The sequence below is a fragment of the Paenibacillus sp. EZ-K15 genome (assembly GCF_002573715.1).
GTDB lineage: Bacteria > Bacillota > Bacilli > Paenibacillales > Paenibacillaceae > Paenibacillus_AQ.
In genome coordinates this window covers 603445-617528 of the sequence record NZ_PDHM01000016.1, presented here as the reverse complement: position 1 = coordinate 617528, position 14084 = coordinate 603445, and the positions used below count along the sequence as shown (strand labels likewise).

General features: G+C 46.7%; 15 protein-coding genes. 3 read left to right on the top strand and 12 right to left on the bottom strand.

Translation table 11 applies throughout. From position 1 onward, the window contains the following. Position 1 precedes the first annotated feature (1 nt). The 8 genes from CRG97_RS15350 to CRG97_RS15315 form a co-directional block, all read right to left on the bottom strand. Positions 2-730 (bottom strand): metal ABC transporter ATP-binding protein, encoded by a 729-nt coding sequence (locus CRG97_RS15350; protein ID WP_076323422.1) that lies wholly within the window; start codon positions 728-730, stop codon positions 2-4. Between the two features lies 1 nt (position 731). Continuing rightward, complete coding sequence (locus CRG97_RS15345; RefSeq protein WP_098744453.1) at positions 732-1706, bottom strand: metal ABC transporter solute-binding protein, Zn/Mn family; 975 nt, start codon at positions 1704-1706, stop codon at positions 732-734. 378 nt (positions 1707-2084) lie between these two features. Beyond that, positions 2085-2672, bottom strand: a complete 588-nt coding sequence (locus CRG97_RS15340) for a GNAT family N-acetyltransferase (protein WP_481856193.1) — start codon at positions 2670-2672, stop codon at positions 2085-2087. A gap of 27 nt (positions 2673-2699) precedes the next feature. After that, positions 2700-3296: an AAA family ATPase gene (locus CRG97_RS15335; protein WP_098744450.1), complete on the bottom strand. Its 597-nt coding sequence runs from the start codon at positions 3294-3296 to the stop codon at positions 2700-2702. A gap of 122 nt (positions 3297-3418) precedes the next feature. Beyond that, positions 3419-3847 carry a GNAT family N-acetyltransferase gene (locus CRG97_RS15330; RefSeq protein ID WP_098744447.1) on the bottom strand — a complete coding sequence of 143 codons (429 nt, stop codon included), beginning with the start codon at positions 3845-3847 and terminating at the stop codon, positions 3419-3421. 8 nt (positions 3848-3855) lie between these two features. After that, positions 3856-4248 carry a VOC family protein gene (locus CRG97_RS15325; protein ID WP_098744444.1) on the bottom strand — a complete coding sequence of 131 codons (393 nt, stop codon included), beginning with the start codon at positions 4246-4248 and terminating at the stop codon, positions 3856-3858. A gap of 84 nt (positions 4249-4332) precedes the next feature. Further along, complete coding sequence (locus CRG97_RS15320; protein WP_098744441.1) at positions 4333-6369, bottom strand: penicillin-binding transpeptidase domain-containing protein; 2037 nt, start codon at positions 6367-6369, stop codon at positions 4333-4335. Positions 6370-6404: 35 nt separating this feature from the next. Beyond that, positions 6405-6743, bottom strand: a complete 339-nt coding sequence (locus CRG97_RS15315; RefSeq protein ID WP_098744437.1) for a hypothetical protein — start codon at positions 6741-6743, stop codon at positions 6405-6407. A gap of 140 nt (positions 6744-6883) precedes the next feature. Here CRG97_RS15315 and CRG97_RS15310 point away from each other — a divergent pair, with 140 nt between their 5' ends. Next, entirely contained in the window at positions 6884-8248 is a 1365-nt protein-coding gene (locus CRG97_RS15310; RefSeq protein ID WP_098744435.1) for an aminotransferase-like domain-containing protein, read from the top strand. 43 nt (positions 8249-8291) lie between these two features. Here the strand turns inward: CRG97_RS15310 and csaA are convergent, their stop codons facing one another. The 3 genes from csaA to pdxR form a co-directional block, all read right to left on the bottom strand. Then, complete coding sequence (gene csaA, locus CRG97_RS15305; RefSeq protein ID WP_098744432.1) at positions 8292-8621, bottom strand: chaperone CsaA; 330 nt, start codon at positions 8619-8621, stop codon at positions 8292-8294. Positions 8622-8795: 174 nt separating this feature from the next. Then, on the bottom strand, positions 8796-9671 hold the full coding sequence (locus tag CRG97_RS15300) for an arylamine N-acetyltransferase family protein (RefSeq protein WP_098744429.1): 876 nt from the start codon (positions 9669-9671) through the stop codon (positions 8796-8798). 103 nt (positions 9672-9774) lie between these two features. Continuing rightward, the gene (gene pdxR, locus CRG97_RS15295; protein WP_098744426.1) at positions 9775-11196 is read right to left on the bottom strand and encodes a MocR-like pyridoxine biosynthesis transcription factor PdxR; all 1422 of its coding nucleotides are present in this window, start codon (positions 11194-11196) and stop codon (positions 9775-9777) included. Between the two features lie 264 nt (positions 11197-11460). Here pdxR and CRG97_RS15290 point away from each other — a divergent pair, with 264 nt between their 5' ends. Next, a complete protein-coding gene (locus CRG97_RS15290) occupies positions 11461-12096 on the top strand; it encodes a thioredoxin family protein (protein WP_098745162.1) in 636 nt (211 codons plus the stop codon). A 266-nt stretch (positions 12097-12362) separates the two neighbouring features. Then, positions 12363-13295 (top strand): L-lactate dehydrogenase, encoded by a 933-nt coding sequence (locus CRG97_RS15285; RefSeq protein ID WP_076323417.1) that lies wholly within the window; start codon positions 12363-12365, stop codon positions 13293-13295. An 86-nt stretch (positions 13296-13381) separates the two neighbouring features. Here the strand turns inward: CRG97_RS15285 and CRG97_RS15280 are convergent, their stop codons facing one another. Beyond that, positions 13382-13969, bottom strand: coding sequence for a LysE family transporter (locus CRG97_RS15280; protein WP_098744423.1), 588 nt, complete (start codon positions 13967-13969; stop codon positions 13382-13384). Positions 13970-14084: the final 115 nt, after the last annotated feature.

The window sequence follows — 14084 nt, the reverse complement described above, 5'->3', positions numbered from 1 at the left end:
GTTACGCCTCCTTCATCCAGCGAAGCGAACCGCCGTAGGCGCGGTATACATGTTCCTTCGTGAATACGTCTTCCGTCTTCCCATGCGCAATGACCGTACGGTTCAGGAGCAGCACATGGTCGAAATAATCCTCAACCGTCTGGAGATCATGATGGACCACCATTACGGTTTTACCGGCCATTTTCAGATCCTTCAGCGTGGTCATAATGGCCCTCTCGGTTGCCGCATCAACTCCGGCTAACGGCTCATCCATGAAATAGAGGTCGGCATCCTGGACAAGCGCCCGAGCGAGGAATACGCGCTGCTGCTGTCCACCTGAGAGCTGGCTGATCTGCCGGTCGGCAAAGTCCGCCATGCCCATTTGATCCAGCGATGCCATCGCTTTTTCCTTATGGCTCTTATTCGGTCGCTTCAACCAGCCCACCCGGCCATATAAACCCATCATGACAACATCCAGTGCATCGGTCGGGAAATCCCAGTCCACGGATCCGCGCTGCGGCACATAGCCGACACGGGTCTTGGTTTTGCTTAAGCTTGATCCAAAAAATGAGACATTGCCGGACAGCTTGGGGTGAAGCTCCAGCATGACCTTTAACAGCGTTGATTTACCGGCGCCGTTTGGTCCGACAATGCTGGTTAAAGAGCCTTGTTCCACTTTAAAGGAGACATGGTGGAGCACTTTATTTTTACGATAGGATGCATTGAGGTCTTGAACTTGAAGTACAGACATTTTATTCACCACTTCCTGTTAATGCATGATAGATGGTTTCAACGTTATGACGATACATTCCGATATAAGTCCCTTCCGTTGTTCCCGCTTCGCCCATGGCATCGGAGAAGAGCTCTCCTCCGAGCTTTAAATCCAACCCTTTCTTGGCAGCACCTTCAATGACGGCATTAATCGAAGCCGGATTGACACTGCTCTCGACGAATACGGCAGGCACCTTGTGCTGCAGCAGAATATCGATCGTTCCGTTAATATCCGAGAGGCCGATTTCATCCTCCGTACTCAGGCCTTGCAGTCCAACTACCTCCAGACCATGCAAGCGGCCGAAGTACCCAAAGGCATCATGAGCGGTTACCATGACCCGCTGCTTTTCCGGAATTTGACTCAACTTATCCTTGGCCTCGGCTTTCAATTCATCCAACTGGGCAAAATATTTCTGCTTGTTCTCTTCAAAAAAGTCAGCGTCATCCGGAGCCAGGGACTTCAGCTTCTCTACCGCGGAATCGAGTGACGCTTTCCACAAATCGATGTCAAACCACACATGGGGATCGATGGCCTGCGTATCATCCTGCAGCAATTGATCCTTCGGAATGGCATCTGCAATCCCCAGTACGGGTTTGTTCTTACCGATCTGCTCGAATATTTCCGTCATGTTGCCTTCGAGGTGAAGCCCGCTATAGAAAATAACATCACCACTATCCAATTTCTTGATATCGCCTTGGGTTGCATTATATAAATGCGGATCGACGCCAGGTCCCATCAAGCTTAGTACCTCGACCCGATCTCCTCCGATAACGGAAATGGGTTCCGCAATCTGTCCAATGGTTGTAACCACGCGAATTTTCTTATCCCCCTGTTCACCCGCTTCTCCGTCCTGCTTCACTTCTCCCGAAGCGCACGCGGATAACACCAGCAGCAAACTCAGAATGGCGGCTGCCCCTATAAATATCCTGCTTCTACTAGTCCTCTTGTTCTTCATCTTCTTCTCCTCCACTCCACATCAATAATGAGTTTGCTCAATCTTTAGGACGATCTTGGACAATATCAAACCTCGTCCTGCCATTAACCAATTGTTTTGCTCTAATGCAACTTTAATTCCCATGTACAAAAAATAATCCATCTTTAGGTTTTTGTCAATGCAATTTTAAAAATTCGTACATCTCATTCTGTTGAGCCCCTCCATTTTTTCTTGATTTTATTGATAATATACGTACATATTGAGCTTGTTTTTCGTTAAGGCAAAATATTTAGTTGTATATAAAATATTTTAATACTTTGATATTCCGTTATCTTAAAACACAAAAAGACGACTTCTCTATAAGAGAAATCGTCTTCTTTTGTTATATTCCAGCTCTCGCTAAAACTCTACACCACGCACTTTTGAATAAACCTTCAAATGTGAAAATCCGCCACGGTCCCTCGGCATCACGTTTCTCAGCGTACCTTCTAATGTAAACCCACAGCGTTCCGCAACCTTAATGCTTCGTTCATTCAAAGAATCGCAGCGTATCTCGATTCGATTAGCGCCCAGATGCTGAATAGCAAAGTCCGTGATGCCATCAACTGCTTCCTTCATGAGACCTTGCCTCGTTCGGGAGCTTCTGAGCCAATAACCGATTTCGAAGGTTCTGGCTTCCCAATTCATTCGATGCAATCCGCTGCTGCCAACCAATTGTAGCGAGTCTTTGTCCAGAAGATGCATGACTAGATCGCTGCGCTCCATAAACTGCAGACGAGCCTTTCGCACGTAAGCCTCAGATTCTGACACAGCGGGAATGTTTCTTGCAAACGGAAGCCAAGGTTTAAGCTCCTCTACACTTTCAAGTATGGCTTCATTGATATGCTCTCCGTCACCCCACTCCGGTGCACGGATAATAAGCCGTTCCGTCTCAAATCTGTCTGGAAAAGACAATAAGATTGGGTTTGTCTCCATAGGTGTGTTCAAGTCGTCTATCTCCTGTCCATCCACTTGTTATCCAAAAAATCGGATATGTGCAAATTTGGTTTTGATTCGATCCAGTTTCTTCTTAGCTGAGCTGCGATGATCAGGCAATAACTTCACATTTGCCAAAGCGCCAATCGTCTCTACAACCTGGTCGATCGATAAATGATCTGTGTCGATATGATGCTGGAACACATCATTCGAGAATCCGCTGATACACCGGTCAATTTGTTGTGCGGCCCATGAATTCGAACCTTCCCCTCTGCTACGCAGTCGTCTAAGGAGTACTTCCTTGGAAGCGCACAATGTAAAATGCTGTACGACCACGCCATCACGTCTCAAATTACCAACGATTTCATCGAAATATTCCGCGTTCGTTATCGTCATCGGAGTTATGATCAATTGATCGGATTCCTGGTCTAAATACTTAAACATGGAGTAATTAAACTCCCTCCACATCGGATAATGCTGAAAGTCATCGCGTTTGGCATCCCTCGGCACATTATCGCGAATGAAGTAACCTGCATTCTCCGGATCGTACACGTACGAGTTCGGGATTCTTCGCTGAAGCTCATGCGCAGCCTGGGTCTTACCCGAACCGAATGCGCCGTTAACCCATATAATCAAAGATGAATCCCCCTTCTTAACAGGGCAAACTTTTATTAAAACCCTTTTATGATACCGTCCTTAATATCCGAGGGATTGATAGAATTTTACCGATCCCTTTGCCTCGGTAAGAACTGAGGAAACTAGTCTTTCCTACGAAAGTCCGGCATTCGAGTCAACGTTTTTCCGTGATCGCGGACAAAACCATATTGTTCGTACAGACCATGGGCATCCCGCGTAGACAATATACCGAATAAATTTCGGTAATCCTCGTGGGTGGTAATCGTCTCGATTAATTTCTTCCCCACACCCTGCCCCCGATAAGCCTCATCCACAAACACATCACACAGCCAATAGACGGTTGCGCCATCCGTCACCACGCGAGCAAAGCCGATCTGTCGGTTGTCGTAATATGCCCCGAAGCACGTAGAACCTTCTAGCGATTTCTTGATTTTCTCGTCGGAGCGTTCGTTAGCCCAATAGCTTTGCCGCAAAAAATGTACAATGGCGTCCAAATCCAACAGCGAAGGGTCGCTGCTAATAAGGACCTGCTTCATGTCGATTTTCTTCATTACACCACCTAGTCCCTCTTTCCGGAGCCAAAGGCAATCACGTAGCCGTCCGGATCTTGAATCGCAAAATCCTTCCACACACCCCAGGCTGCTTCCATTAATACAGGCTCCTGTACCACTTCGGCACCTCTGGAGGTCAGTTCCTCATACAATTCATCCAATTCGTGGTGAGTATCCACGTATGCGTATGTATCCCATGGTCTCACTTGGTCTTTACCTGCTGGATTGGGTGTGATATCTGTACTCGATTTCGCCTGAATCAGCTTGAATCCGAGCGCAAAATCATCCCTGACTGCCCAAACGTCATTCACTTCGCAACCCAGCACTTCTCCATAGAACTGTTTGGAACGGGTAAGATCGGATACCAATCGAACTTGGACTGCGAATTGAATCTTGCTCATAAGATCATCTCCGACTATTTTTTATTCCATATTACAACCGTCCAGTTCGCATAACAAGAACTTTTCGTAGGCTTATATTTAAGGCTATTCTTTTCCGTAATATTTTCGCAAAATAGGTGCGACTTTGTTCACGACATACCCGCTGCCGCCCCGGCCTTCAACATGCTCTATCATCATCGCGAGCAGGAGCTTGGACTCCATCGTGTCAAACGCAACGAACCATCCGTTCTCCTGTCCTTTTTCGGCTTTGCTGATTTTCAGTTCGGCAGTTCCCGTCTTGCCTGCAAGCTCAATACCCGAAATATCGGCACCATGTCCGCTACCTTTGGGATCCTGAACCACATTGACGAGCATACTCTCGATGATCTCGGCAGTGTGCTTATCCAGCACCGCTCTCGTTTCCTTAGGCCTCTTCTCTTGCTCTGATGAATCCAGCACAGGCTGAATCAGCCTCCCGCCATTTATAAAGGGGGTATAAGCCAATGCCAAATGTAAAGGACTCATCAGCACTTCCCCTTGACCATATCCGGAATCCGCGAGTTGAATTTCGCTATTTATCCCCTCATTAGCCAAGCTTGCTTCCGGGAAAGGGAAATGAAGCGGCAATCCCTCTTCGAAGCCGAACTTTTCAGCTTCCTTCAAAAAAGCATCCGCACCGATCTCCAATGCTTCCTGCGCCAGATAGATGTTATCTGAATACACAAGAGCATCTCTCAGATTCAGGACAGGAACTTCCTTCACGCGAGTCACGTAATAATCCCCCCAGCTCGGGTCTTTGGACCAACGCAAGCCGTGGATCTCCCTGGCTTTTCCAGGGGTAGTGACCCCAAGCTTCAGACCAACCGCAGCCGTGATCGGTTTAAATACCGAGCCCGGAGCATACAGCTTAGTAAAACGATTCAATAGCGGCTTATCCGGATTGTTATTCCATTCATCCCACTGCTCTGTCGATAATCCAACGATGAAAGCATTGGGATCATAGGACGGGCTGTTGACCAGTGCCAAAATTTCTCCGGTCTTGGGGTTAATGGCCGCTGCGGTACCTGCATCCTCACGAAATGAAGCATATATGGATTGTTGAAGTTCAGCATCAATGCTTAAACGGATATCCTGACCATTTACCGCTTTCTTCTCGGCTACGATTTCTTTGACCTGACCCGAGGAATCCACGATCGATATCCGCTTACCGTCCCGGCCGCGCAAGACCTCATTATATACTTGCTCGGATCCTGATTTACCGATAAGTTCATTCGGTCCATACTGCGCTTCGGGCGCATTGGTCAAATCCTCCTTTGTCACTTGTCGGATATATCCTGTTAGATGTGCTGCAGCCGCACCGTAAGGGTAGACTCGAGCACGCTCATTCTTCTTTACAACGCCAGCCAAATCACCATAATCCATTCTGCCCTGCTGCGCATTCAGGTTCAAGATGGGGACGAACAGATCGTCTTTCACCCACGCCGCATCCAGCTTTCGCTTTATAATCTCGGTCGATATACCTAACCGTTCAGCCAACATAGCCAGGCTCTGTTCTCCATCGTCACCAAGCTTACCTGGAATAATACCGATGACCTCAACCGTGCCATTAATGGCTAGACCGTGACCGTTACGATCCAAGATCTCGCCCCTGCTGGATGGTAACGTCTGCACATTCACTTTATCCAAGGCATCCATCGCCGGCAAAATCAAAGAAGGATGCCATACCATTCGCCAAGACAGGCTCTTAGCCTTGGTTTGATTGTCCTCTTTTAAAAGCTCAAACGTACCTTCTGAATGCACCCGACCTGCCGATGTTTCCAATTGAATTTGGTAGGGATAGAACACTCGCTCATCCGTTGTTTCGCTTGCTTCCTTAGCCGTAAAGTCAGGCTTTATGGTGAGGTCTTCTGCTCCAATCCCATCATAGATGGTCTGTAATCGCGTTACAAATTCTTCCTTTGTCATCTCCTGTCTGGACTCCTGTGACAGCAGATCATACATCGATTCATAGCTGCCTTCTTCCCACCATTCAACATACTGTTTCGCAATCTCTTCTGGATCCGGTTCCTTGTTGCGGTCACAGCCCGTATGTATTAGCACTATACTCAGGTACAAGAAGACCCATATCCATTTAAAATACATCGCTTCCACTCCTCAGATCCCATAATTAATCGTCATTACATCGTTCTCCTAACGATAAAAATGATCATGATCAGGACACAATCCATCCCAATCAACATGAACAATTTGGCATGCTGTTGCCGATGAAACGTTATCCCGGTTTCTATTAGCGCAACGGCAACTAAGCTCCACAGAGAGACCTCCATAATCGGAATAAGGAGGATAACCCAGATGATTGCAGCGTTGCTCACCATCCATAATAAACATAAAATGATGGCAATCATCGGAGGGAGCAATTTCACCCTTGTCGATTTCTTCGCGCGATATGCCCACAGTTGAAACAATCCCATCCCCATAAGCGTCAATACATATTCATTACGTAAAAGAGAGTCCATCCTGATCCCTGCCTTCTCAATTAAAAACAATCTCTAACCAAAGCATGCTGTATTGTAGAGTATACTTTTAGTGTATTGTTGTGAGAATGCATGTTTTCCGGCTCTGTACCCGTACAGATCGATTGGAGGAATTACGAGATATGAAATACACCGACATTATAAAGTCAATTGAACGTCAAATACAGAGTGGACTGTTGAAACCCGGCAGCAAGCTGCCATCCATCCGTGCTTTGACAGAATCCTATTCGTGCAGCAAAAACACAGCCATACGGGCCTATGCTGAATTGGAAAAGAGACATATCATTTATGCTGTTCCCAAGAGTGGTTACTATATCGTTGAGGGCAGAGTAAACATAAACCGGTCGAACCCCGCGGACCAAGTGATCGATTTCCGATCTGCGGGACCTGACAAAGCGATCATGCCCTACCGAGACTTTCAGCATTGCATGAACCAAGCGATTGAAATATATAAAGAAGAGTTGTTCACCTATTCCCAGATTGCGGGTTTGCAGTCACTCCGTGTTGAGTTAGCCCGGCATTTACTCGACTTACAGGTCTTCACGGTTCCAGAGAGGATCTATGTGGTATCCGGTTCGCAGCAAGCGCTCCATCTGCTCGTCTCCCTCCCTTTTCCTAACGGAAAGAACCATATTTGCGTGGAGCAGCCCACGCATTTTAGCATGATGGATTCCCTCAAGATTCATCAAGCCGTGACATACGGGATTGAGGTTACGAAGGACGGAATTGACCTTGGGCGGCTGGAGGACATTTTTAAAACTCGGGATATCAAGTTTTTCTATACGGTCTCCAGATTCCATAACCCTATAGGCTACAGCTATTCCAATGAGGAGAAGAAGAGAATTGTAGAGCTGGCGCAGAAGTATGATGTCTATATCATCGAGGATGACTATATGGGAGATTTGGATCCGGATTCTAAACATGATCCGATGTTTGCCTACGATCCGTCCGGTAGGGTGATCTACACGAAGAGCTTTTCCAAAGTCATGCTCCCCGGACTAAGACTGGGCCTGGCCGTGATCCCCGAACAGATGAGTGAAATATTCCAGCAAGCGAAGCACGCTGCGGACATACATAGTCCCGTGCTCATGCAAGGCGCACTCGAAATCTATCTGAAGAACGGGATGTTCCGTGCGCATATTCAGAAGATGAGGCAAACCTATAGTAACAAAGGGGCTTGGCTCCAGCAGGCTTACCAAACTCACCTGCCGCCCTTCTTATCCTTTACGGGTTCGCAATCCGGATTTTATTCCACGATCCAGCTGCCGGAATCATTGAAAGCATATCAGTTGGTTAACCATCTGGAGAATGAGAACGTATATGTTCAGGATGCCAGCAGCATGTTCTTGCCTGAGTTTAAGAACGAATCCATGATACGACTGAGCGTATCTCAGGTGAAGGAGGAACTAATCGAAATCGGTGTTCAGAAAATTGCGGAAGGAGCCGCGGAGTTGCTGAAAAGGCGCAGCGAGGTGAGGTTCATCTAGTCGGACCTAGCCGCAAACGACCGGACCGACAGATGAAGTAGGTTTAAGCGATGGGAGTTCCATTCGGCAGATCGACATCCGGCTTCAGCAGCACGACGTCTCCCTGCTCCGGTACCCCGCCGAGTACGAGCACTTCGGATTGATAGCCAGCTATGCGTCTAGGCGGAAAATTGACGATAGCTACCACTTGATTACCTACGATGGTGTCCGCATCATATCGATTCGTAATCTGGGCACTTGTGCGTTTGATCCCTATCGGGCCGAAATCAATCTTCATTTTGATGGCCGGAACGCGTGCTTCCGGGAAAGGCTCTGCTTCCACGATCGTCCCGATCCGAATATCCAGCTTGGTGAAATCATCGATGGTTGCCATGACTAAATCTCCTTACAGCTAGGTTATGAAGCGAATGATGCTTCACAACACGAATTTTATGTACCATCTTACCACCTGTGTTTCTGGGTATTCAAGTGACAGATTGGTTTAGCGTGTTCTATGCCGCAGGAAATCACCTCAAGAACCGAATTAAGGAGTAGCATTCGACGTCTTCTATATTCGCTCATTCTCCATAAGCTTCATCCAATTCTGATGCTGCTTGCATACCTTAGCCCATATCAAGTCCCGTTCGATTACGGAATAGTTGACGAGCGGCTCATTAAATATGTCCGCCAGGATCTCGAACCATTCCGACTTCGATGAAATCTCTACCGTATCCAGGGCGTTACCGCTCCACTTTCTCCATATGCAGCCTTTGAGTTCATTCATGCCCAGCTCATGCCTTTGCCTGACAATGAACAGATCCATCCATGGGGATTCCGGTGATTGACTATAAAATGCATGGTTTGATTTAAACATATCCAAGCTGTTCACAGCATCAGGGGCATAATCTACGCCTACATATGAATAATGGGGATCATGGATCAGCCGCCAGCCACCATCCGTGATGCGAGACGGCTCTAGCACATACCGAAAAGGTCCCTGTATGTATTCTCCGAATTTCAATGGGATCGGCTCCCATGGCATATCGCCCAGACCGACATCTACGAGCCACCGCTCTTCTTCCCCAAGTTGTTCATGCAATAGACTTACCGTTATCCCGAGATGAAAGCCGTTAATCCGAGGTTCTTGTCCTAATGGCTGTACTCCAGCCCGATGCCAATATACCTTATAGCCTAAGGCTCGAAGAAGCGCGGTAAAGGCTCCATTCAGATGAAAACAATAACCACTTCGATGCTGGAGCATAAGTTGTACCGATTCTTGTATATCGATGGATGTCGGTTTCCCAGCAAGAATATCCAAGGTCTGCCAAGGTATTCGCTCCACGTGGGCTTTATGCAGCTCGAACAAATATTCCTTCGTCGGAGCCTGAATATCCGAGATGCCTAAACGGTTCAAATATGCCCTTACCTCATTTTGGGTGATCATAGCATGCACTCCTACTTTTTTTGCTTATCATAAACAACAAACTGACCCTTATGAAATGGTCAGTTTCAGTATTTTATAAAAGACAGTTAATAACATGCTGTGTTCAGTCCATGTTCCAAGCCTTTTGCAGAAGCCGAATTCCCGATTCCATTTCAGCTTCGGTCAAGCTTGCAAATCCCATGTATAACCTCGGAAACTGGTTCGCATCTTGATCGTGGTTCATCCACATTTTTCGCAGGTCATATACGATAACCCCGACGTTCGCGGCCTCCTGAATCAATTCTTCCGAGGTCACTTCTTTTTTGACGATCAGCTGAATGTGGAGTCCTGAATTCTGACCCGTAATTTCAACAAACCCGCCAAGGTAAGTCTCGATCAACTCAATCAACTGATGATGTCTCTTCCTGTACAGATTACGCACTTTACGAATATGACGGTACCAATGCCCCTGTTCAAAAAACGCGGTCATTGCCCACTGTTCCACGCGTGAAGGGGCAAAGAACACTTCCTGACGCATGTGGGATATTTGATTCAGCAGCGCCGGTGGCAGAACAAGGTAGTTCATTCGCAATGTCGGAGTCAGCACTTTCGAGAAGGTGCCGGCATATATGACTCGCCCGTTGTTATCCAATCCTTGCAGGGAAGGAATGGGTTTCCCCTGGTAACGAAACTCGCCGTCATAATCATCCTCGATAATGTATGCATTTCTGGCATGGGCCCACTCCAGTAATCGTTCTCGCTCCGGATAAGGCATGATGCTTCCCGTCGGGAATTTGTGAGAGGGCGTGACATATACGAGCTGTGCGTGGCTGCGCTCCAGCTGGTCAAGCGAGATTCCCTTATCGCTAAGCGTAATCGGAAGTAAATCGCAGCCATTCAGCTGAAATTGATCTCGTACCAAGCTGTAACCCGGCTCCTCAACAGCAATATGCTTAAGCTCTGTCAGTACTCTGGCAAGAAGCCCCATGCTATAAGCCGTTCCGGCGCCTATCACAATTTGATCAGGTGTTGAATGAACCCCTCTGGAATTCCGTAAATATTCGGAAATCACCGTGCGAAGCTCGTATTCACCCTGCGGATCTCCATACATTCCCATTTCACTCACATGCTGTTCCAACGCTTCCTTCAGTATTTTATTCCAGGTTCTTACCGGAAAAGACGCTTGATCTAATCGAGTGGGATTAAAGTCAATAAACCCATGATTCGAATGCGCATAAGAATGCATGACAGACAACGTTGTTATAGAAGGAGGCTGCTGTTGATGGTGGTGTGATAGTTCCTTATATGGATTCATGACGTATAGCCCCGACCTCGGTTTGCTGACCACATACCCTTCTGACGTTAACATGTGATAAGCTGTTTCTATCGGCGTTTTGCTTATATTGAGTTGAAGCTGGAGAGAACGAATGGAAGGCAATCGTTGTCCGTCGGGAATGGTGCCATTACGAATACCCTCACGAATTTGAAGATATAACTGCTGGTATAACGGGAATTCGTTTTGCTCAGGTAGAAGAATATCAAACAAGTTGGACCACCTCAGGCATTCTTAATAAAATTCACTGGCATAATCATAGATAGGTTTACTGAATTATACATTAAATCCAGTCCAGGTTGCTCGCATCCCCCGTCACGAAGCTCTTCAATCGATCATACAACATTCATTAACATCTGACTTTCTTAAACAGATAAAAACTGACCATTTTTATGTGGTCAGTTTTGCTTTAAGTTAATGCTAGCTTGGATGTATATCAATATGAATCTATTACGTTATGAAAGGACGTATGATCCTATGACTCATCCCATCCATCTCCAACACAAAATCGGCCAGGGCATAACGCCTCTACAATTTATGGAGAATATGAAGATTCGGGAAATGAAATTGAGCAGCATCCCTAATACGAAGGAATTATTTAGACAGGTATATGATCGCTTCCAGTGGGAGAATAAAGAGAGTGAACAATTCTTCACTTCTGAGCGAAACCCATTCAACCAACTGCACTGCCTGCTTCTCTGTACGGATTGGTGTCCGGATGTCATATGGAATGTTCCTGTACTGTTTAGAATATTGGAATATAGCCGTATCCCGTCTGAAGTGCTCATTATGGAAGATCATATGGAGACTATGGATCTGTTTCTCACGGATGGCGGACGCGCCCAGCCGATTGCAGTTTTCCTCCATGCAAGCACCGGAGAGGTATTTGGAACTTGGGGCGCTCGACCGGCATACATCCAGAACGTCATGGACGAGTTCAAAAGGAACTATCCCGATAAACAAGCTGCAGCCTATCAAGAACAACTGGACCAAACGTACAAGAAGATCGGCGAGCTCTACCATGACGGTAATGAATATCAGAAGGTCATGATCCAGGAATTAAAGCAACGATTCACTTCGTTTATACGTGAGAGAATTGCCGATAAGCACTGATGACCACCTTTGGCGAAAGCGTGATCCCCTCCCCTTGATTCACCATGGGATGAAGGAGAGATGTTTCTGACATTGTCAAAGTTAAATAATGAACATGCAAGATGAAATAAATCACATTCCCGCTGCTTAAATCTTCCTGAATATGTTATCATTACTATCGACGATGCCTTAGGGAGTCACAGTTCGCGCAGCCAAATAGGGTAAGTCATTAGAAGTACAACCATTCACCAAATTTCATTAACTCAGTACAAGGGAGAGAAACACTTATGACAAAAAATGAAGCTCAGCGTCCGTCCCGCGTGGTGATCATCGGTACAGGAGCTGTAGGAGCAACGACTGCGTACACCTTATTCTTGCGTGAGAGAGTATCTGAACTGGTATTAATCGATGCAAACCATGACAAAGCTCTTGGCGAAGCTTTGGATATGAATCACGGCCTCCCCTTTGCCGGCGGCGTGAAGCTTTGGGCTGGAGATTACAGCGATTGCAAGGATGCAGACATCATTGTCATTGCCGCAGGTTCCAACCAAAGACCTGGCGAGACCCGAATTGATTTATTGAAGCGCAATACGGCGATATTTGACGACATTATCCAAAATATCGTGAAATACAATGATCATGGCATCATTCTTGTGGCTACGAATCCGGTTGATATTCTGTCTTACGTCACGTTGAAGAAGAGCGGCTTCCCGGTCAATCGCGTAATCGGTTCCGGTACCTTGCTGGATAGCGCCCGTTTCCGGTATTTGATCGGACAAAACAAAGGCATTAATCCGCGCAGCATACACGCCCATATCGTCGGGGAACACGGCGATTCCGAGCTGCCGCTCTGGAGCATTGCCAACATCGCGGGGATCGGGATCGATCTGACAGACGGGGAAAAAGAGGATATTTTCGACCGCACCAAGAATGCGGCTTATGAAATCATTAACGCCAAGGGCTCCACTTCCTATGCGATCGCCTTGGCGCTCGATCGGATCATCGTCTCCATTTTGCAAAACGAAGGTTCCGTTCTCAATGTATCCACGCTGCTCACGGACTACCACGGTGTATCCGATGTATACTTAGGTGTACCATGTGTGGTTGATCGTACAGGGGTTCGGGAAATTCTGAATCTTGAGTTAAATGACGAGGAACTAAACCAGTTCCATGCATCCGCTAACAAACTGAAAGAGCAAATCTCCAACATTTTCGAATAAAAAAAGGCAAGGCTTTCCGAATGAGTAATCCGGGAAGCCTTGTTTTTTTAGTTAAAGCGTCTATGACACACGATGAAGCGAGTGTATCAGTTGGCGGCATAAATAGAAAATGCGCTGTAAAGCAGAAGCAATCCCATCGATATATTAAACGGGCGCTCATATCGGGACAACAGATGCTGGAATAGCGAACCGAACAACGCCCAGGTCATGTTGGCACAAATGCCGACGATCGTGAGCAAGAACGAGTATGATAACAACTGCGCATGGGATGTAGAGATGGGCATGACGAAGGTCGATATCGCCGTAATCCCGTATAAAATAACCTTCGGATTCATGAACTGAAAGATGAATCCGAAGTAAAAGGTATTGAATCCACGCGCCTTATCATCTGCATCTTGCGGCTTGCTCTGCATGATTTTAATGGCAAGATAGATCAGGTACAGGCATCCGATGATATTCATAACAAACCTAATCTTCGGAATGAATGGATATAATACCAGATTGAAATAGCTGGACAACAACATAATGACCAAGCATCCAGCCGCTACCCCTCCGATAAAGCGCATCGTTCTTTTAAATCCGTAGCTCCGTGCATTCGTCATCGAAATGATGTTGTTGGGGCCGGGCGTAAATGACGCGACAATGGCATAAGTCAACAGCGGAACGATGAACACGCGCTCCCTCCTTTCACATATGTTATAGTAGTTATAATTGTGCGTTATAGCGTCTGTGCGTTATAATTATACATTATGTATGCTATAACGTACAATCTATTAAAAAGGCGGTGTT